Annotated in this window: 11 protein-coding genes, 9 tRNA genes and 3 rRNA genes; 22 read left to right on the top strand and 1 reads right to left on the bottom strand. The window is 47.9% G+C overall.

The genetic code is table 11. The features are described from left to right. The first annotated feature begins 70 nt into the window (after positions 1 to 70). From MHI55_RS24545 to yajC, 21 genes are all read left to right on the top strand, one after another. Positions 71 to 1,693, top strand: a complete 1,623-nt coding sequence (locus MHI55_RS24545) for a LysM domain-containing protein (protein WP_101314287.1) — start codon at positions 71 to 73, stop codon at positions 1,691 to 1,693. A gap of 546 nt (positions 1,694 to 2,239) precedes the next feature. Further along, positions 2,240 to 3,792 (top strand): 16S ribosomal RNA (locus tag MHI55_RS24540). A 311-nt stretch (positions 3,793 to 4,103) separates the two neighbouring features. Continuing rightward, positions 4,104 to 7,029: ribosomal RNA gene (locus MHI55_RS24535) — 23S ribosomal RNA — on the top strand. 79 nt (positions 7,030 to 7,108) lie between these two features. Further along, positions 7,109 to 7,225 (top strand): 5S ribosomal RNA (rrf, locus tag MHI55_RS24530). The 16S, 23S and 5S rRNA genes sit together here with 9 tRNA genes alongside, the layout of an rRNA operon. 83 nt (positions 7,226 to 7,308) lie before the next feature. After that, a tRNA-Asn gene (locus MHI55_RS24525) sits at positions 7,309 to 7,384 on the top strand. Positions 7,385 to 7,388: 4 nt separating this feature from the next. Beyond that, positions 7,389 to 7,460, top strand: a tRNA-Glu gene (locus tag MHI55_RS24520). A 7-nt stretch (positions 7,461 to 7,467) separates the two neighbouring features. Further along, positions 7,468 to 7,543, top strand: a tRNA-Val gene (locus MHI55_RS24515). Positions 7,544 to 7,561: 18 nt separating this feature from the next. Next, positions 7,562 to 7,635: transfer RNA gene (locus MHI55_RS24510), tRNA-Met, on the top strand. 27 nt (positions 7,636 to 7,662) lie between these two features. After that, a tRNA-Asp gene (locus tag MHI55_RS24505) sits at positions 7,663 to 7,740 on the top strand. A 23-nt stretch (positions 7,741 to 7,763) separates the two neighbouring features. Then, positions 7,764 to 7,838, top strand: a tRNA-Gly gene (locus tag MHI55_RS24500). A gap of 6 nt (positions 7,839 to 7,844) precedes the next feature. Beyond that, positions 7,845 to 7,921, top strand: a tRNA-Arg gene (locus MHI55_RS24495). 16 nt (positions 7,922 to 7,937) lie between these two features. Next, positions 7,938 to 8,016 (top strand) — tRNA-Leu (locus MHI55_RS24490). A gap of 7 nt (positions 8,017 to 8,023) precedes the next feature. Continuing rightward, positions 8,024 to 8,097: transfer RNA gene (locus MHI55_RS24485), tRNA-Pro, on the top strand. Positions 8,098 to 8,299: 202 nt separating this feature from the next. Continuing rightward, positions 8,300 to 8,992: a BofC C-terminal domain-containing protein gene (locus tag MHI55_RS24480; protein ID WP_340387347.1), complete on the top strand. Its 693-nt coding sequence runs from the start codon at positions 8,300 to 8,302 to the stop codon at positions 8,990 to 8,992. A 305-nt stretch (positions 8,993 to 9,297) separates the two neighbouring features. Further along, a complete protein-coding gene (gene ruvC, locus MHI55_RS24475; RefSeq protein ID WP_076252971.1) occupies positions 9,298 to 9,801 on the top strand; it encodes a crossover junction endodeoxyribonuclease RuvC in 504 nt (167 codons plus the stop codon). Next, positions 9,798 to 10,412 carry a Holliday junction branch migration protein RuvA gene (gene ruvA / locus MHI55_RS24470; protein WP_340387345.1) on the top strand — a complete coding sequence of 205 codons (615 nt, stop codon included), beginning with the start codon at positions 9,798 to 9,800 and terminating at the stop codon, positions 10,410 to 10,412. Before ruvC ends, ruvA begins: the two co-directional genes overlap by 4 nt. 55 nt (positions 10,413 to 10,467) lie before the next feature. Next, positions 10,468 to 11,478 (top strand): Holliday junction branch migration DNA helicase RuvB, encoded by a 1,011-nt coding sequence (gene ruvB / locus MHI55_RS24465; protein WP_036616868.1) that lies wholly within the window; start codon positions 10,468 to 10,470, stop codon positions 11,476 to 11,478. A gap of 99 nt (positions 11,479 to 11,577) precedes the next feature. After that, positions 11,578 to 13,665: a SpoIID/LytB domain-containing protein gene (locus tag MHI55_RS24460; RefSeq protein ID WP_340387344.1), complete on the top strand. Its 2,088-nt coding sequence runs from the start codon at positions 11,578 to 11,580 to the stop codon at positions 13,663 to 13,665. A 6-nt stretch (positions 13,666 to 13,671) separates the two neighbouring features. Then, positions 13,672 to 14,700: a tRNA preQ1(34) S-adenosylmethionine ribosyltransferase-isomerase QueA gene (queA, locus tag MHI55_RS24455; RefSeq protein WP_036616870.1), complete on the top strand. Its 1,029-nt coding sequence runs from the start codon at positions 13,672 to 13,674 to the stop codon at positions 14,698 to 14,700. Positions 14,701 to 14,735: 35 nt separating this feature from the next. After that, positions 14,736 to 15,872 (top strand): tRNA guanosine(34) transglycosylase Tgt, encoded by a 1,137-nt coding sequence (gene tgt / locus MHI55_RS24450; RefSeq protein WP_036616872.1) that lies wholly within the window; start codon positions 14,736 to 14,738, stop codon positions 15,870 to 15,872. Positions 15,873 to 15,939: 67 nt separating this feature from the next. Then, positions 15,940 to 16,251, top strand: a complete 312-nt coding sequence (yajC, locus tag MHI55_RS24445; RefSeq protein ID WP_036616875.1) for a preprotein translocase subunit YajC — start codon at positions 15,940 to 15,942, stop codon at positions 16,249 to 16,251. A gap of 125 nt (positions 16,252 to 16,376) precedes the next feature. Here yajC and MHI55_RS24440 read toward each other — a convergent pair whose 3' ends face one another. Next, on the bottom strand, positions 16,377 to 16,769 hold the full coding sequence (locus tag MHI55_RS24440) for a TIGR04086 family membrane protein (protein WP_036616878.1): 393 nt from the start codon (positions 16,767 to 16,769) through the stop codon (positions 16,377 to 16,379). Between the two features lie 183 nt (positions 16,770 to 16,952). Here MHI55_RS24440 and MHI55_RS24435 point away from each other — a divergent pair, with 183 nt between their 5' ends. Further along, positions 16,953 to 17,711 (top strand): DUF421 domain-containing protein, encoded by a 759-nt coding sequence (locus tag MHI55_RS24435; protein WP_340387342.1) that lies wholly within the window; start codon positions 16,953 to 16,955, stop codon positions 17,709 to 17,711. The last annotated feature ends 2 nt before the right edge of the window (positions 17,712 to 17,713 follow it).

The raw sequence follows: 17,713 nt of genomic DNA, 5'->3' as shown, positions 1-17,713 counted from the left end.
CTGCATAGGATGTAGTAACGGTATGGGCGAATGTACTGCCCAAGTATGACGTCTAGGAGGTTAGTTCCCTGTGAAAATACACATGGTGAAAAAAGGCGACACATTATATCTGCTGTCCCAAAAATACAATGTAGCGCTGGACAAATTGATCGCGGCTAATCCGCAAATCACAAATCCCGACAAGTTGGATATTGGCATGAAGGTTAAAATCCCTGCAGAGCCAGTAACACCGAAACCGGAGGGTGTGCTCCACAGTCACAAGGTACAGCAAGGAGATTCGTTATGGAAGTTGGCACAAGCCTGGGGAGTTCCTTTAAAAGATATGGTCAATGCCAATCCACAGTTGAAAAATCCGAACGCTCTGCTGGTGGGGGAGACAGTTTATATTCCATCTATGCACGCACAAGGAAACAGCACATCTAATTCGGGTGCCGGCAACATTGCTGCTCATGAAAAGTTGTCACCTGAAGGTAAGGAATACACGGGAGTCAAAGAACCGGAACAACCGACTCCAGTAGCGCCAACTCCCCCTGCTCCGGTAGCAGAGGTTCCTGTTCCGGTCCCTGCTCCACCACCAGCCAATACGGAGAAGCCGAATGTGAAGCCTGAACTGGAGGTACTGCCGCAGTTACCGGAGCTTCCTGAAGTGAAACCCGAAAAGGAAACGCATAAAAAAGAAGAGGTTAAACCCGAAGTTTATGTAAAACCGGTAGCAGAATCCAAGAAATACACAATGCCTAATCTTTCGCCTGAAATTATGCCTTTGCCTGTAATGCCTAACACAAAGTCTCCAACTGAGGTTGCACCAGCAACGAAAAAGCCTTGTGGTTGTGGTAATAAGTTGCATCATGCGCCAGCCGAGCACCCTTATGTTCAAATCCCGGTTCCTGTACAAGAGGTGTATGGTGCTCAGCAAGACATGTACACGGCTGGAGCGAGTAACAATGCGTCGTTTCCAGGGATTCCGGAAGTTAGTCCTTATGGTGGCAGTGATCTGCCTAACAGTCCGTGGACTGGCGCGGAGCAGGGTTATAACCACAATAACGTTATGCCGAATCTGTCCGCAGAAATGCAAAACAACTCATTTCCGATTGCGCCAGCTGGCGAAGTGAATAGTCCATTCCCAACGTATGTAGCACCTAGTCATATGAATCATCAGCCGCCTTTCATATCTCCATACTCAATGCTTCCGTACCCTCCATGCGGATGTGGCTCACATACACATATGCCTCAGTATACTTATCCTTCTCCTGGTTATCAGGATCCGGCTTGGAATATGTATGGTCCTTCGTACGGTATGCCGCCTGAAATGTCCACATCAACGATGCCAAACCAGCCTATTGAGTATGCTTATCAGAATCCGTACCCTACTCAGAACATGGTTCCCCCGTCCCCGCTTGGAGCATTTGGTGAAATGTATCCTCCTCAGGGGCAAGGGAAGGGTGGAAAAAAAGGGGGGCGTGAAGACGCTAACTTAAGTCAGGTAGCAATTGAAGAGGTTGGATCAGATTCGGAAGGGAAGTCTAAGCAAGCGGGGAATAAGCCGGCCGCTGCAAAGCGCAGAACAAGCAAGGCTCCTCTGAAGAATAAATCCAAGGTGTCCGTGTCCGGGAAACCGTCCAGAGAGGGTGCAGCTACTTCCAGCCAACGGAAATCCGATAAAAAGCGTCGTAATCCATGGATACAGAACTAACCTGGAGATTGCGATTGATGAATAAGTGAGGTGCCTGTTATATAAGCGGGAAGCCAGCTCTGTAATAGAGAGCTGGCTTCCCGCTTACCTGAGTAAACATTGAGTTGCACATAACGGAGATATAGTTGCTCAGGAAATAATAGAAAGCATTTTATTAAGAAGTTATTGTAAACCCTTTCATAAATGTGTTAAAATATTTGTACCCTATGAGCATGACCTAATATGATAGGACAAGATAGGGTACAGATATGATAGCTTTAGCTAATGTAAAACTACTAAAGAAAAGAAATGAAAAAAACTGTTGCATTACATTCAGCCGTATGATATATTATTTAAGTCGCCGCTGAAACGCAGTGCTGACACGGGAAACACAAAAGATAACAAAACAAGTTTGATCTTTGAAAACTGAACAACGAGTGAGTTAACATTCTGCTTGCAGAATGAACGCGAAAGTTTGAGACAAGCCTTGGCCTGGATCGACTGGAGCACAAATGAGATTTTTAATCTCGTCAGATTCAAAATGAGCTTATCGCTCTTTTCAATACTTTATTGGAGAGTTTGATCCTGGCTCAGGACGAACGCTGGCGGCATGCCTAATACATGCAAGTCGAGCGGAGTTGATAGGAAGCTTGCTTCCTTGATACTTAGCGGCGGACGGGTGAGTAACACGTAGGCAACCTGCCCTCAAGTTTGGGACAACTACCGGAAACGGTAGCTAATACCGAATAATTGTTTTCTTCGCCTGAAGGAAACTGGAAAGACGGAGCAATCTGTCACTTGGGGATGGGCCTGCGGCGCATTAGCTAGTTGGTGAGGTAACGGCTCACCAAGGCGACGATGCGTAGCCGACCTGAGAGGGTGATCGGCCACACTGGGACTGAGACACGGCCCAGACTCCTACGGGAGGCAGCAGTAGGGAATCTTCCGCAATGGGCGAAAGCCTGACGGAGCAATGCCGCGTGAGTGATGAAGGTTTTCGGATCGTAAAGCTCTGTTGCCAGGGAAGAACGCTTGGGAGAGTAACTGCTCTCAAGGTGACGGTACCTGAGAAGAAAGCCCCGGCTAACTACGTGCCAGCAGCCGCGGTAATACGTAGGGGGCAAGCGTTGTCCGGAATTATTGGGCGTAAAGCGCGCGCAGGCGGTCATTTAAGTCTGGTGTTTAATCCCGGGGCTCAACCCCGGATCGCACTGGAAACTGGGTGACTTGAGTGCAGAAGAGGAGAGTGGAATTCCACGTGTAGCGGTGAAATGCGTAGATATGTGGAGGAACACCAGTGGCGAAGGCGACTCTCTGGGCTGTAACTGACGCTGAGGCGCGAAAGCGTGGGGAGCAAACAGGATTAGATACCCTGGTAGTCCACGCCGTAAACGATGAGTGCTAGGTGTTAGGGGTTTCGATACCCTTGGTGCCGAAGTTAACACATTAAGCACTCCGCCTGGGGAGTACGGTCGCAAGACTGAAACTCAAAGGAATTGACGGGGACCCGCACAAGCAGTGGAGTATGTGGTTTAATTCGAAGCAACGCGAAGAACCTTACCAGGTCTTGACATCCCTCTGATCGATGCAGAGATGTATCTTTCCTTCGGGACAGAGGAGACAGGTGGTGCATGGTTGTCGTCAGCTCGTGTCGTGAGATGTTGGGTTAAGTCCCGCAACGAGCGCAACCCTTATATTTAGTTGCCAGCACTTCGGGTGGGCACTCTAGATAGACTGCCGGTGACAAACCGGAGGAAGGTGGGGATGACGTCAAATCATCATGCCCCTTATGACCTGGGCTACACACGTACTACAATGGCCGGTACAACGGGCTGCGAAATCGCGAGATGGAGCCAATCCCAACAAAGCCGGTCTCAGTTCGGATTGCAGGCTGCAACTCGCCTGCATGAAGTCGGAATTGCTAGTAATCGCGGATCAGCATGCCGCGGTGAATACGTTCCCGGGTCTTGTACACACCGCCCGTCACACCACGAGAGTTTATAACACCCGAAGTCGGTGGGGTAACCGCAAGGAGCCAGCCGCCGAAGGTGGGATAGATGATTGGGGTGAAGTCGTAACAAGGTAGCCGTATCGGAAGGTGCGGCTGGATCACCTCCTTTCTATGGAGAATCGTTTCCTGCAACGGAAACATTCAAATATGCAGCTTAGCTGCAAAACACTCACTCGTTGCTCAGTTTTGAGAGCTCAAACTCTCAAACAGCTTGCTTTTGCATGGAGCTTGTTCTTTGAAAACTAGATATCGAAACGAAACAAACGCGAATTAGAACATTCCTTTTTAGCTGAACTTGTGTTAAACAAGTTTCAATAAAAACGGTAGTCAAATTGCTTTTGTGATGGTATCGGGTGAGAGCGACTTTTGGCTTTGCGCAAGCAAAACAAGGGAAGCGAGCGACCGAAACCGGAACAAAATGGTTAAGCTACTAAGAGCACACGGAGGATGCCTAGGCGCTAGGAGCCGATGAAGGACGTGGCGAACAACGAAACTGCCTCGGGGAGCTGTAAGCAAGCTTTGATCCGGGGGTGTCCGAATGGGGAAACCCAGCTGGGGTAATTTCCAGTTACACCTAACTGAATACATAGGTTAGTGTGAGGCATACCAGGGGAACTGAAACATCTAAGTACCCTGAGGAAGAGAAAACAATAGTGATTCCGTCAGTAGCGGCGAGCGAACGCGGAGAAGCCCAAACCAAAGAGCTTGCTCTTTGGGGTTGTGGGACGTCTCACATGGAGTTACAAAGGAACCGGTTAAGCGAAGAGGTCTGGAAAGGCCCGCCAAAGAAGGTAAAAGCCCTGTAGTTGAAAGTTGGTTCCCTCCGAGACGGATCCCGAGTAGTGCGGGGCACGTGAAACCCCGTATGAATCCGGCAGGACCATCTGCCAAGGCTAAATACTTCCTAGCGACCGATAGTGAAGCAGTACCGTGAGGGAAAGGTGAAAAGCACCCCGGAAGGGGAGTGAAATAGAACCTGAAACCGTGTGCTTACAAAAAGTCAGAGCCCGTTTTAGGGGTGATGGCGTGCCTTTTGTAGAATGAACCGGCGAGTTACGTTCCCGTGCAAGGTTAAGGTGAAGAGCCGGAGCCGCAGCGAAAGCGAGTCTGAATAGGGCGATGTAGTACGTGGACGTAGACCCGAAACCGGGTGATCTACCCCTGTCCAGGGTGAAGGTGCGGTAACACGCACTGGAGGCCCGAACCCACGCATGTTGAAAAATGCGGGGATGAGGTGGGGGTAGCGGAGAAATTCCAATCGAACTCGGAGATAGCTGGTTCTCCCCGAAATAGCTTTAGGGCTAGCCTCGGAAAACAGAGTCGTGGAGGTAGAGCACTGATTGGGTGCGGGGCCCGCAAGGGTTACCAAGCTCAGTCAAACTCCGAATGCCATAGACTTACTTCCGGGAGTCAGACAGTGAGTGCTAAGATCCATTGTCAAAAGGGAAACAGCCCAGACCATCAGCTAAGGTCCCCAAGTGTGTGTTAAGTGGGAAAGGATGTGGAGTTGCACAGACAACCAGGATGTTGGCTTAGAAGCAGCCATCATTGAAAGAGTGCGTAATAGCTCACTGGTCGAGTGACTCTGCGCCGAAAATGTAACGGGGCTAAACACACCACCGAAGCTATGGCTTGATGCTTTGCATCAGGGGTAGGGGAGCGTTGTATAAGGGTTGAAGGTGTACCGTAAGGAGCGCTGGACATTATACAAGTGAGAATGCCGGTATGAGTAACGAAAAGATCAGTGAGAATCTGATCCGCCGAAAGCCTAAGGGTTCCTGAGGAAGGCTCGTCCGCTCAGGGTAAGTCGGGACCTAAGGCGAGGCCGAAAGGCGTAGTCGAAGGACAACAGGTCGAAATTCCTGTACCACCGTAAGCCGTTATGAGCAATGGGGGGACGCAGTAGGGTAGTGACGCGGACTGATGGATGTCCGTCTAAGCAGTGAGGCTGATGTGTAGGCAAATCCGCACATTGTAAGGCTGAGCTGTGATGGGGAGCGAAAATTGTAGTAGCGAAGGTCATGATCTCACACTGCCAAGAAAAGCCTCTAGCCAGGTGATGGTGCCCGTACCGCAAACCGACACAGGTAGGCGAGAAGAGTATTCTAAGGCGCGCGGAAGAACTCTCGTTAAGGAACTCGGCAAAATGACCCCGTAACTTCGGGAGAAGGGGTGCCCCGGTAGTGTGAATAGCACGAGGGGGCCGCAGTGAAAAGGCCCAAGCGACTGTTTAGCAAAAACACAGGTCTGTGCGAAGCCGTAAGGCGAAGTATACGGGCTGACGCCTGCCCGGTGCTGGAAGGTTAAGGGGAGTGGTTAGGAGCAATCCGAAGCTGTGAACCGAAGCCCCAGTAAACGGCGGCCGTAACTATAACGGTCCTAAGGTAGCGAAATTCCTTGTCAGGTAAATTCTGACCCGCACGAATGGCGTAACGACTTGGGCGCTGTCTCAACGAGAGATCCGGTGAAATTTTAATACCTGTGAAGATGCAGGTTACCCGCGACAAGACGGAAAGACCCCATGGAGCTTTACTGCAGCTTGATATTGAATTTGGGTACGATCTGTACAGGATAGGTGGGAGCCTTTGAAACGTGAGCGCCAGCTTGCGTGGAGGCAACGTTGGGATACCACCCTGATCGTATCTAGGTTCTAACCTGGTACCGTAATCCGGTGCGGGGACAGTGTCAGGTGGGCAGTTTGACTGGGGCGGTCGCCTCCTAAAGAGTAACGGAGGCGCCCAAAGGTTCCCTCAGAATGGTTGGAAATCATTCGAAGAGTGCAAAGGCATAAGGGAGCTTGACTGCGAGACCTACAAGTCGAGCAGGGACGAAAGTCGGGCTTAGTGATCCGGTGGTACCGCATGGAAGGGCCATCGCTCAACGGATAAAAGCTACCCTGGGGATAACAGGCTTATCTCCCCCAAGAGTCCACATCGACGGGGAGGTTTGGCACCTCGATGTCGGCTCATCGCATCCTGGGGCTGAAGTAGGTCCCAAGGGTTGGGCTGTTCGCCCATTAAAGCGGTACGCGAGCTGGGTTCAGAACGTCGTGAGACAGTTCGGTCCCTATCTGTCGTGGGCGTAGGAAATTTGAGAGGAGCTGTCCTTAGTACGAGAGGACCGGGATGGACGTACCGCTGGTGTACCAGTTGTTCCGCCAGGAGCACCGCTGGGTAGCTATGTACGGACGGGATAAACGCTGAAAGCATCTAAGCGTGAAGCCCCCCTCAAGATGAGATTTCCCAGTATGTAAGACCCCTTGAAGACGACGAGGTAGATAGGCTGGGGGTGGAAGTGCAGCAATGCATGGAGCTGACCAGTACTAATCGGTCGAGGGCTTATCCAATAGCAAGTTGTAATTCGCATGTTTCGTTTCGAATCTAGTTTTCAGAGAACGATCTCTGAAATGTAAGCTAAGCTATGCGTTTGGTGGCGATGGCGGAGGGGTTCCACACGTACCCATCCCGAACACGACCGTTAAGCCCTCTAGCGCCGATGGTACTTGGACCGCAGGGTCCTGGGAGAGTAGGACGCCGCCAAGCGAACTCTTTCATCATACATAGAAAACAGGCTCTGCATGTTGATGTTGTACGATGAATTGCATTTGCACTGCAAATGCATATATTCCCTGATAGCTCAGTTGGTAGAGCACTCGACTGTTAATCGAGTTGTCACAGGTTCGAGCCCTGTTCGGGGAGCCATTAAGGCCCGTTGGTCAAGGGGTTAAGACACCTCCCTTTCACGGAGGTAACAGGGGTTCGAATCCCCTACGGGTCATATAGATGGAGGCTTAGCTCAGCTGGGAGAGCATCTGCCTTACAAGCAGAGGGTCGGGGGTTCGATCCCCTCAGCCTCCACCATATAAACTTTTATAACGACGCGGGGTGGAGCAGCCCGGTAGCTCGTCGGGCTCATAACCCGAAGGCCGCAGGTTCAAATCCTGCCCCCGCAATTATACTTTCCTTTGAGAAAGTGATCTGGAACCGTGGTGTAGTTGGCCTAACATGCCTGCCTGTCACGCAGGAGATCGCGGGTTCGAATCCCGTCGGTTCCGCCATTTTTATATTAATAATACCGTGTGCGGAAGTGGCTCAGCGGTAGAGCATCGCCTTGCCAAGGCGAGGGTCGCGGGTTCGATTCCCGTCTTCCGCTCCAATATTTGCGCCCTTAGCTCAGCTGGATAGAGCGTTTGACTACGAATCAAAAGGCCGGGAGTTCGAATCTCTCAGGGCGCGCCATTATAACTTCAAATTTGCCGGCGTGGCGGAATGGCAGACGCGCTCGACTCAAAATCGAGTGGGAAACCGTGGAGGTTCGAGTCCTCTCGCCGGTATATATAACGGGATGTAGCTCAGCTTGGTAGAGCACCTGGTTTGGGACCAGGGGGTCGCATGTTCAAATCGTGTCATCCCGATCTCTAAAAACACTATCTATAATTAGATAGTGTTTTTTTATATTTATCTATATAAGATTTTATAAATGCAGGTTCGATATTAACTATGACAAATTCTCTAAGCTAACACATGCGTGTTCCTTCTTCAGACAACAAGTTAATTGTGCATAAAGCCTCAATCTTTAGGTCACAATAGGTTTAAAAAGTGATAGAAGGGGTTCATGTGAACACGTTTAACTTCAGAAAACAATTCAAGAGACGCTGGAGACGGTGGAAACGAACAGTATGGATGACGGCGGCTCTGCTTGCAGTTACGATATTGGCTTACAGCGGGTTGTCTATCTCATCGGCGATAGAGCGTTTGCTGACAACTAATTTTAGTGAGGCAACGAGTGTGATGGGCCCTGTTACGCAGGAAGCAAGATCTGAACAGGAGATTCAGGCGTTAGTAGAGCAACTTGATTCTGATCCGGATCATTTAACAAGTGTGGTTTTGGAGACACAGTACATCTGCGGAGTGGAAACAGAGCAGTTAGGCAAGATGGCTAGACCACAGTTGAAGATGCTGCTGGCTCAACATCCGGAATGGGATGCTACCGTTGGAACATCAGATGAGTTGCATTTGAAGCAACGTGTAGATGACCTTTCACCGCTTTGTAAACAACAGGCTTATATCAGTATAGATGCTGTAGGGAACCTTAATTTGTACGAGGGTAAGCCTGCAGAAGAGAAGGTTATTCGTACGTTCTTTCAATTGGATGTTGGAACGTTGGAAAGTTCTTTGCCTGAAGGCGTACTGGAGCAATTGCAACAGGGTATTCGGATTCAAGACAAGGATGAGTATGATAGCGTGATCTCTACGTTCAGTGACTATGCCGTGGATGAAGACCATCATTTAATCCGTAATGGCGGGTAATCCAAACGTCCTCACCTACGGTATTAAAATTGTGAAGTACTGAAACGATGGTGGCAGCAATAACATTGGTGGTTTACGTACCCAAGCGATTGAATCTAAAATACGTGGAATGTGATGAAGGACATCGAAGAGATGTCCTTTTTGTCGTTTGAACTGAAATACATGAAAATACGTATAAACATGTAAAAAATTCACGAATAAAGACGAGTAATCAGTTAGACAAAGTTTTTCCTGCCGCAGGGTCTATCTTTTGTTATAATGAAATGAACGATACATATGTTCGCTTTTGTGAGGGAGAGATGGTTTTGCGTTTTTTGGGAATTGACCCGGGGATTGCGATTGTTGGTTTTGGTTTTGTGGATAAAATCGGCAGTAAGGTGGTACCCGTACAATATGGATGTATTCAGACGGAAGCTCATACCCCTGAAGAGGAACGGTTGCTTCATGTATATGAAGGTATGGTGCAATTGATTGATAAATACAAACCGGACGCAGTAGCGCTGGAGAAACTTTTTTTCAATCGGAACGTTACAACAGCAATGTCTGTCAGTCAGGCGAGAGGCGTTATGGTACTCGCTGCCGCACAGAAGGGTTTGCCTATTGCAGAGTATACGCCAATGCAGATCAAGCAGGCTGTTGTGGGGTACGGTAAAGCAGAGAAGAAGCAAGTACAGGAGATGGTCAAAATGTTTTTGCGTCTTCAGGTCATTCCTAAACCAGATGACGTAGCGGATGCATTGGCTGTAGCCGTGTGCCACGCACACTCTTATACATTAAATTCCAAGTTGAATGAGGTATTGCGAAAATGATTGATTTTCTAAGAGGACAGTTCATTCATGTAGAGAATGATTATATTGTGCTGGATGTTCATGGTGTAGGTTATCGCGTATTCTGTCCAAATCCATTTGTGTTTGCGAAGCAAGAAGGCGAAATTACCGTGTACACTCACCATCATGTGCGTGAGGATGCGATGTTGCTGTTTGGATTTGTTACACGGGATGAGCAGCGTTTGTTCCGTAAACTGATTGAAGTATCCGGTATTGGTCCAAAAGTAGCTCTGGGCATACTCGCTGGAGGTACACCAGAACATGTGGTTACGGCGATTTATCAGGAGAATCTTACGTTCTTGACCAAATTGCCAGGCATCGGCAAGAAGACTGCACAACGCATGATTCTGGATCTCAAGGATAAGCTGGATAGTTTTGGGGCGGCAGCGTATGCAACAGGGTTGTTCGCTCCTCCATCGGAAGAGTCGGGAAGTGGTTCAGCCTGGGATGAGGCAAGTGAAGGTCTCAAGGCACTTGGGTATACTGACAGTGAGCTTGATAAAGTATGGCTCAAATTGAAAAAGGATGTTACTACAGCAGATTCCGTTGATGTGTTGATGAAAAAGGCGCTGCAAATGCTGTTTACGGGATAATACAAATTGCATATTATAATATAGCTGTAGCCTGCAAAAAAAGGTAGGGATGAACATGGATGACCGGATTATTTCTGCGAACCTGATGATGGAGGACCAAAATGTTGAGTTGAGTCTTCGTCCCCGGTATCTGAATGAATATATCGGGCAGAATCAGGTGAAGGAAAATTTAAAGATATATATTGAAGCTGCTAAATTTCGTAATGAGGCATTGGATCACGTTTTGTTATATGGACCACCTGGACTTGGTAAAACAACACTTGCCAACATTATTGCCAATGAATTGGGCGTTAATTTACGAACTACGTCAGGCCCGGCCATTGAACGCCCGGGTGATCTTGCAGCATTGTTAACCAATCTGCAGGAAGGCGATGTCCTGTTTATTGATGAGATTCATCGTTTGCATCGTACAGTTGAAGAAGTCATGTACCCTGCTATGGAAGATTCTGCATTGGATATTATGATTGGTAAAGGTCCAAGTGCACGTTCCGTTCGGCTGGATCTGCCACCATTCACTCTGATTGGGGCTACAACGCGTGCTGGCTTGCTGTCTGCTCCACTTCGAGATCGATTTGGTGTTATCAGTCGATTGGAATTCTATACGGTTGATGAGCTGGCTTATATCGTCTCACGCTCTACCGAAATTTTGGGTGTGGAGATTGTGGGAGATGCTGCGCAAGAGATTGCATTGCGCTCACGTGGGACACCGAGGATCGCGAACCGTTTGTTAAAACGAGTACGCGACTTTGCACAGGTGCGTGGTGATGGGATTATAACGCAGACACTGGCGGAAGAAGCGCTGCAACGTCTCCAGATTGATCCGCGTGGCCTGGATGACATTGATCATAAGATGCTCAAATCTATGATCAACAGCTTCCGGGGAGGTCCCGTAGGATTGGATACAATTGCTGCTACAATCGGTGAAGAAAGTCAGACGATCGAGGATGTCTATGAACCGTATCTGCTTCAGATTGGTATGATTCAGCGTACACCAAGGGGCAGGATCGTAACAGATCTCGCCTATCATCATTTGGGTCTTCCTGTTCCACCAAGAGATGGGAAATAATCGAATCTGTTGAACATGTGAACGTTCACCATAAACCTTGAAATAATCACGTGTTAACCCGATATAAAATGAAAGAAATGCATGGAGAGGAGTCTGATTGTGGGAAAAGCAATACGAACGAAGAAGTGGAGTCGTCGATTGAAGGTACTGGCGGCAGCTCTTTTGACAGTGGGTTGTTTGCAAGTGCCTGCGTATGCAGCAGCAAATGATGGACAGACGATCCGGGTAGCCATGTTTGCGAATCTGGGCAGTACGTATAAATCAACTACACCACTCATCACGCTTGAATCGACAGGACAATGGAGCATCCAATCGGAGAGCGGCGCAAATGTAAACCTTCCGGCAGGACAAGTCCGTTTCAGTGCAGATGGATTCCGAGTAAAGGTGTTGGAAACAGCGGACTTTAAGGCAGCATCTGCAGCAACAAAATTGTTGCAGGCAACCGCAGATAAACCGTTGCTGTTCACAACGTCTGTGAATGGAAATGCCATTTACCAGCTCTACACAGGCAACTATGCAACGGAGGCACTGGCAGGACAAGCTGTTACACGAGTACAAAAGGTAGTAGCAGCTCAATTGGCTGGTCAAAAGCCAGCTGTAACGGGAAGTAAACGCCTGTCTGCTGGAACCTATGGTTCGATTCAGGAAGCAGAGGCAGCACAAGCCATCCTTTTATCAACAGGAGTTAGTAGTGTCTATCCAGTCCTTCAACTGAGTGGTGGAAGCCAAGCATACGCGGTATGGGTGGGTGAAGCTTCAACGGATGCGGAATTAACCGCATTGAAGAACGGTGTGGAAGCCAAAGCTCCGGGGGTAAGCCTTTCACCTGTCAACACTAATGCAGGGCTCATCATCCGCCAGGATGCAGGATTAAGTACGGATGCACTCAAAACAGCTCCGCATTACACCATTGCAGGTACTGAATCCAAAGCATTGGTACAAGGGAATGGCAATGGTATCAAAGTAGTGGAACGTTCCCAGCGAACGTATCGTGGAGATATGGAAATCAGCATCGTAAGTGGTGATCTGGCGTTGGTCAACGTCGTTCCACTGGAGCAATACCTGTACTCTGTCGTAGGGGCAGAGGTGTATTCCTCCTGGCCTGCTGAAGCTCTGAAAGTTCAAGCCGTAGCTGCTCGATCTTACGCGCTTCAACAGGGTGAACGTTTCAAAATTGCGAATGTCGTGGATACAACGCTCAGCCAAGCCTACAACGGGATTGGTTCGGAGAACGATAAAGTAACCAGTGCAGTGGATGCAACTGCTGGAGAAGTGGTCAAGAGCGGTGGGAAAATCATCGAAGCTGTATTCTCCTCTAATGCTGGCGGCCAGACGGCTCATCCTTCTGAAGTATGGAACGGCGGAGCAGGTGTGTTCACCAATGTGGTTAGCTCAGGAGATACATCAGCTCAGGCAGGATTACATACGTGGTACCATGTGCTGCTGGATACAGGCGTTAGCGGGTACATTCGTGAGGACAACATCAAAGAATTAACGACCAAGACCAATGCGGGACTGGCAAAAGTGACGGTAACGGCTCAGAATACCAATGTGCGTGCCGTTCCGTTAATTCAATCCACCGTTGAACCTGTAGCCAAAATGAATCCAGGCAACGAAGCTGTTGTACTGGCAAAAGTAGCTCAATCCAACGATTATGCTTGGGTGAGAGGACCTTTCACGTCTGCCCAGTTGGTTAAATCCCTTCAGGGTAAAACAACAGCGTCTGTTCCTGCTTCAATCTCAACCTTGGAAGTGACCAAGCGTGGACCTTCCGGAAGAGCACTTGAAGTCACTGCCAACGGACAGGCTATGACGGTGAAATATGCCGATACATACCGCTCTGCGCTCGGTGGATTACCGAGCACTTTATTTGATATTGCAGGGACCGGAAGTTATACTGTATTAGGCGCTGACGGCAAAACAGCCAGTAAAACCGGCTCAAATGGTGCCTCTGTATTGTCTTCTTCTGGCGCAGGAACATCATCCGGTAATGCACTTGTGGTTATGAGTGGTGATGGTCAAGCGAGAGCGGTGACGCAGGGTCAGACCTTCATGTTCATCGGTCAGGGCAATGGCCACGGATTGGGCTTGTCCCAATGGGGAGCCAAAGGCATGGCAGATGAAGGGTATGATTACCAGGCAATATTGAAACACTATTATCAAAATGCGACTATTGTTAAGGAATGAAACTAAATGAATGTGAACTTATATGATTTTGAATTACCAGAGCAATTGATAGCACAGACGCCGTTGCTTGATCGCACGGCATCCCGTTTGCTTACCTTGAACAAAGATAGTGGTGAGATTAATCATCAAACGTTTCCCGATATTATCGATTTTCTGAATCCCGGTGATACATTAATTCTGAATGATACACGTGTTCTACCAGCCCGTCTGTTCGGTACAAAAGAAGATACCGGAGCAAAAGCGGAAGTGTTATTGCTCAAAAATGTGGAAGGCGACAAGTGGGAAGCACTGGTTAAGCCGGGTAAAAAGCTGAAAGCCGGTTCGGTCATCGTATTTGGTGAGGAATTGAAGGCAATCATTGAAGAAGAGGGCGAGATGGGGGCACGTACACTTACTTTTACGTATGATGGAATCTTCCAAGAGATTTTGGACCGTCTGGGTGAGATGCCGTTGCCACCTTATATCAAGGAGACATTGGATGACCGCGAACGGTATCAGACCGTGTACGCCAAGCATGAAGGGTCGGCGGCTGCACCTACAGCGGGACTGCACTTTACGGATGAATTGTTGGATCAGATTCGTGCCAAAGGTGTTAATGTGGCCTTCATCACGCTTCATGTAGGACTGGGAACATTCAGACCAATGTCGGTTGACGTTGTTGAAGATCATGTTATGCATGAGGAGTATTACTCCTTGTCACAAGAAACGGCAGATCTGATTAACCAGACTAAAACGAATGGACACCGTGTTTTTGCGGTTGGGACAACGAGCTGTCGGACTTTGGAAACGGTAGGCAGCAAATTTGAAAATGGAATACTGCAAGCGAGCAGCGGATGGACCAGCATTTTCATCTATCCGGGCTATTCCTTCAAAGTGATCGATGGGATGCTTACGAATTTTCATCTCCCGAAATCCACGTTGGTTATGTTGGTTAGTGCACTAGCAGGCAGGGAACATATTATGCAGGCATATGAGGAAGCCATCCAAGAGAAATACCGGTTCTTCAGCTTCGGCGATGCCATGTTGATATATTAGTATAACGATTAACTTTTAGAGGATGATTAAAACCAATGGCAGCAATTACGTATGAACATATCAAAACTTGCAAACAATCCGGTGCACGTCTGGGACGTGTACATACACCTCACGGTATTATTGAGACACCAACCTTTATGCCTGTAGGTACACAGGCGACTGTCAAAACAATGAGCCCTGAAGAGTTGAAAGAAATGGATGCTCAGATTATTTTGAGTAATACCTATCACCTGTTTCTGAGACCAGGACATGAAATCATCCGTGAAGCTGGCGGGTTGCACAAATTCATGAACTGGGATCGTCCAATTCTGACGGACAGCGGCGGATTCCAAGTGTTTTCTCTCAGCGAGATGCGCAAGATTACGGAAGAAGGCGTTAACTTCCGTTCTCATCTGAATGGAGACAAGAAGTTCCTTTCTCCTGAAGTGGCGATGGAAATCCAGAATGCACTTGGCTCCGATATTATGATGGCGTTTGACGAATGCCCACCGTATCCGGCTGAATATGAATATGTAAAAAAATCACTCGAAAGAACAAGCCGCTGGGCAGAACGTTGTCTCGAAAGTCACGCTCGTCCGCATGACCAAGGTCTGTTTGCCATCGTACAGGGAGGCATGCATGAAGATCTTCGCCGTCAGAGCGCCGCAGATTTGACTTCCATGGATTTCCCGGGGTATGCTATTGGTGGACTGAGTGTTGGAGAACCGAAACATTTGATGTATGGTGTATTGGATTATACGTTACCTTTGTTGCCATCCAATAAACCACGTTATTTGATGGGGGTAGGTTCGCCCGATGCGTTGATTGAGGGATCAATTCGTGGAGTGGACATGTTCGACTGTGTTCTGCCAACTCGGATTGCCCGTAACGGAACAACGATGACCAGCCAAGGACGTCTGGTAGTTCGCAATGCCAAGTTTGCAACTGATTTTGGGCCACTTGACCCTGAATGTGATTGCTACACTTGTCGCAACTATTCCAGAGCTTATCTGCGTCATTTGATCAAAGCAGATGAAACATTTGGCCTGCGTTTGACAACGATCCATAATCTTCATTTCTTGCAGAATCTGATGCGTAATGTACGTAAAGCCATTATGGAAGATCGTTTGCTTGATTTCCGGGATGAATTTTTCGATCAATATGGTCTTCATGACAATGACAAAGGTTTCTGATTGAGTTTTTGAGGAAACCGTCGTAACAAGCAATATCTGTATGTATAGTCGATAAGGGGGAGTTTGAATGTTTCAAGGAATGCCTCTAGCAGGAGCGCAAGGCGGTGGGATCGTATCTTTGATTGTACCTTTAGTACTCATGGTTGCGATTTTCTACTTCTTAATGATTCGTCCACAGAACAAAAAGCAAAAGCAACGGAATTCCATGCTGAGCCAATTGAAAAAAGGCGATAAAATTGTAACGATTGGTGGCCTTCACGGTACGATCGCTGAGATTACGGACGATGTGGTTGTATTGCGTGTAAACGATGTAACTAAGCTTACATTTGACCGTAATGCAATCAGCACGGCTGTAGCTCGTGATACGGCTGTTGAATAGTTACTGTAACATAGAATAACGAGGGTGCGTTTGTGGCGTATTCCCTAGTAGAGAACCGGATCTCCTTGGAGACCCGGTTCTCTTTTTTGATTTATGAGGGAAGGTCGATGTTCTTTACCAGTCAGTTAGGAGCGATGCGTATTAACACCGAACATGCCACCGAGAGCTGAAATGAAGAACGCGCTAAGCAGTTGTAAACTATCCTTCCAATTAAACGAAGCATCCAGCGCGAGAAATCCGATCAACAGCACAAGCAGTCCATATACGATTCCGGTAATCCCTCCGTAGTACCATCCTTTTTCACCAGAACGTTTGCCTGCGACAAAACCACCAACCAATAATGACAAGCCATGAACAACATAGGTATACAATGAGAGGTCCTGTTCCCGCATTCCGCTCATCCAGAGAAACAAGGAGAGAATAAATGCCCCGATAAACATCCATACAAAAGCCTGACAGAGGCCTGACAGAATCGGATTGGACACTCGAAACGAAACCAAGCGGCGGATCAATTGCATGAAGCAACCCCCTTGTACAAGTTATAAGTTAATACAGTGTATGGTCAAGCCTTCGGACTTATGAACTGTTTTCCATTAAATGAACGGATTATTTCTGCATGAGCATGTAAGGTTCAGGTCAAAATAGGGATTGCACTACCCAGCTAACTGTTAAAAACTCAGTTTCGAAGGAGGACCCCTGTTGTGAACTTCCCAGATGTCGGATCACATATCTTTCGAACCATTCTCATGTACTTTCTGGTGTACTGTGCAATGAGGGTTATGGGTAAACGTGAGATTGGTAAGCTATCCATGTTTGATCTTGTTGTCTCCATTATGCTTGCTGAAATGGCTGCTTTTGTCATTGAAGATATTGATAAACCGCTCTCTCACGGGATTGCCCCCATGCTTACCTTGATCATTGTACAGATCGGAATGGCCTTTATAGGCCTTAAAAGTCGGCGTCTTCGCCTGATAATTGATGGGAAACCTACTGTTTTGATCTCCAAAGGCGTTCTTCACCGGGATGAGATGCGGAAGCAACGATATAATCTGGATGATCTATTACAACAACTCCGTGAACAGAATGTAGACAGTATCGGTGAGGTTGATTTCGCTATTTTGGAGACCACAGGCAAGCTGACCGTTTTTCCCAAGGATGAGAATACTTCTAACGGCAGCAGTTCTTCCGGCTCTGATTCAGAAGGGGTTTCTTCCGGTAAATCCAAAACAGAGAAAAATCAGATTGACGGATTTCCAAATATCAAATATGAAGGTCTGCCACTCCCCTTAATTATGGACGGAAAGGTCCAGGATCAGAATCTGGAGATCATCCAGAAAACGAGATTTTGGCTGAAAAATCAAATTCAACAGAACGGAATTATGGATTTCAAAGATGTATTTATATGCTCCATTGACCACAATGGGAAGATATATGTCAGTCCAAAAGATGATAAAAAATGAAA

The organism is Paenibacillus sp. FSL E2-0151, from assembly GCF_037993015.1.
GTDB lineage: Bacteria > Bacillota > Bacilli > Paenibacillales > Paenibacillaceae > Paenibacillus > Paenibacillus amylolyticus.
The sequence above is the reverse complement of the archived record's forward strand: the minus strand, read 5'-3'. Positions and strand labels throughout refer to the sequence as shown.

Excerpts from the sequence above, each read along its gene's own strand:
- ruvA (WP_340387345.1), top strand. The coding sequence starts at position 9,798 with ATGATTGATTTTCTAAGAGGACAGTTCATTCATGTAGAGAATGATTAT.
- ruvB (WP_036616868.1), top strand. The coding sequence starts at position 10,468 with ATGGATGACCGGATTATTTCTGCGAACCTGATGATGGAGGACCAAAAT.
- queA (WP_036616870.1), top strand. The coding sequence starts at position 13,672 with ATGAATGTGAACTTATATGATTTTGAATTACCAGAGCAATTGATAGCA.
- tgt (WP_036616872.1), top strand. The coding sequence starts at position 14,736 with ATGGCAGCAATTACGTATGAACATATCAAAACTTGCAAACAATCCGGT.
- yajC (WP_036616875.1), top strand. The coding sequence starts at position 15,940 with ATGTTTCAAGGAATGCCTCTAGCAGGAGCGCAAGGCGGTGGGATCGTA.
- MHI55_RS24440 (WP_036616878.1), bottom strand. The coding sequence starts at position 16,769 with ATGCAATTGATCCGCCGCTTGGTTTCGTTTCGAGTGTCCAATCCGATT.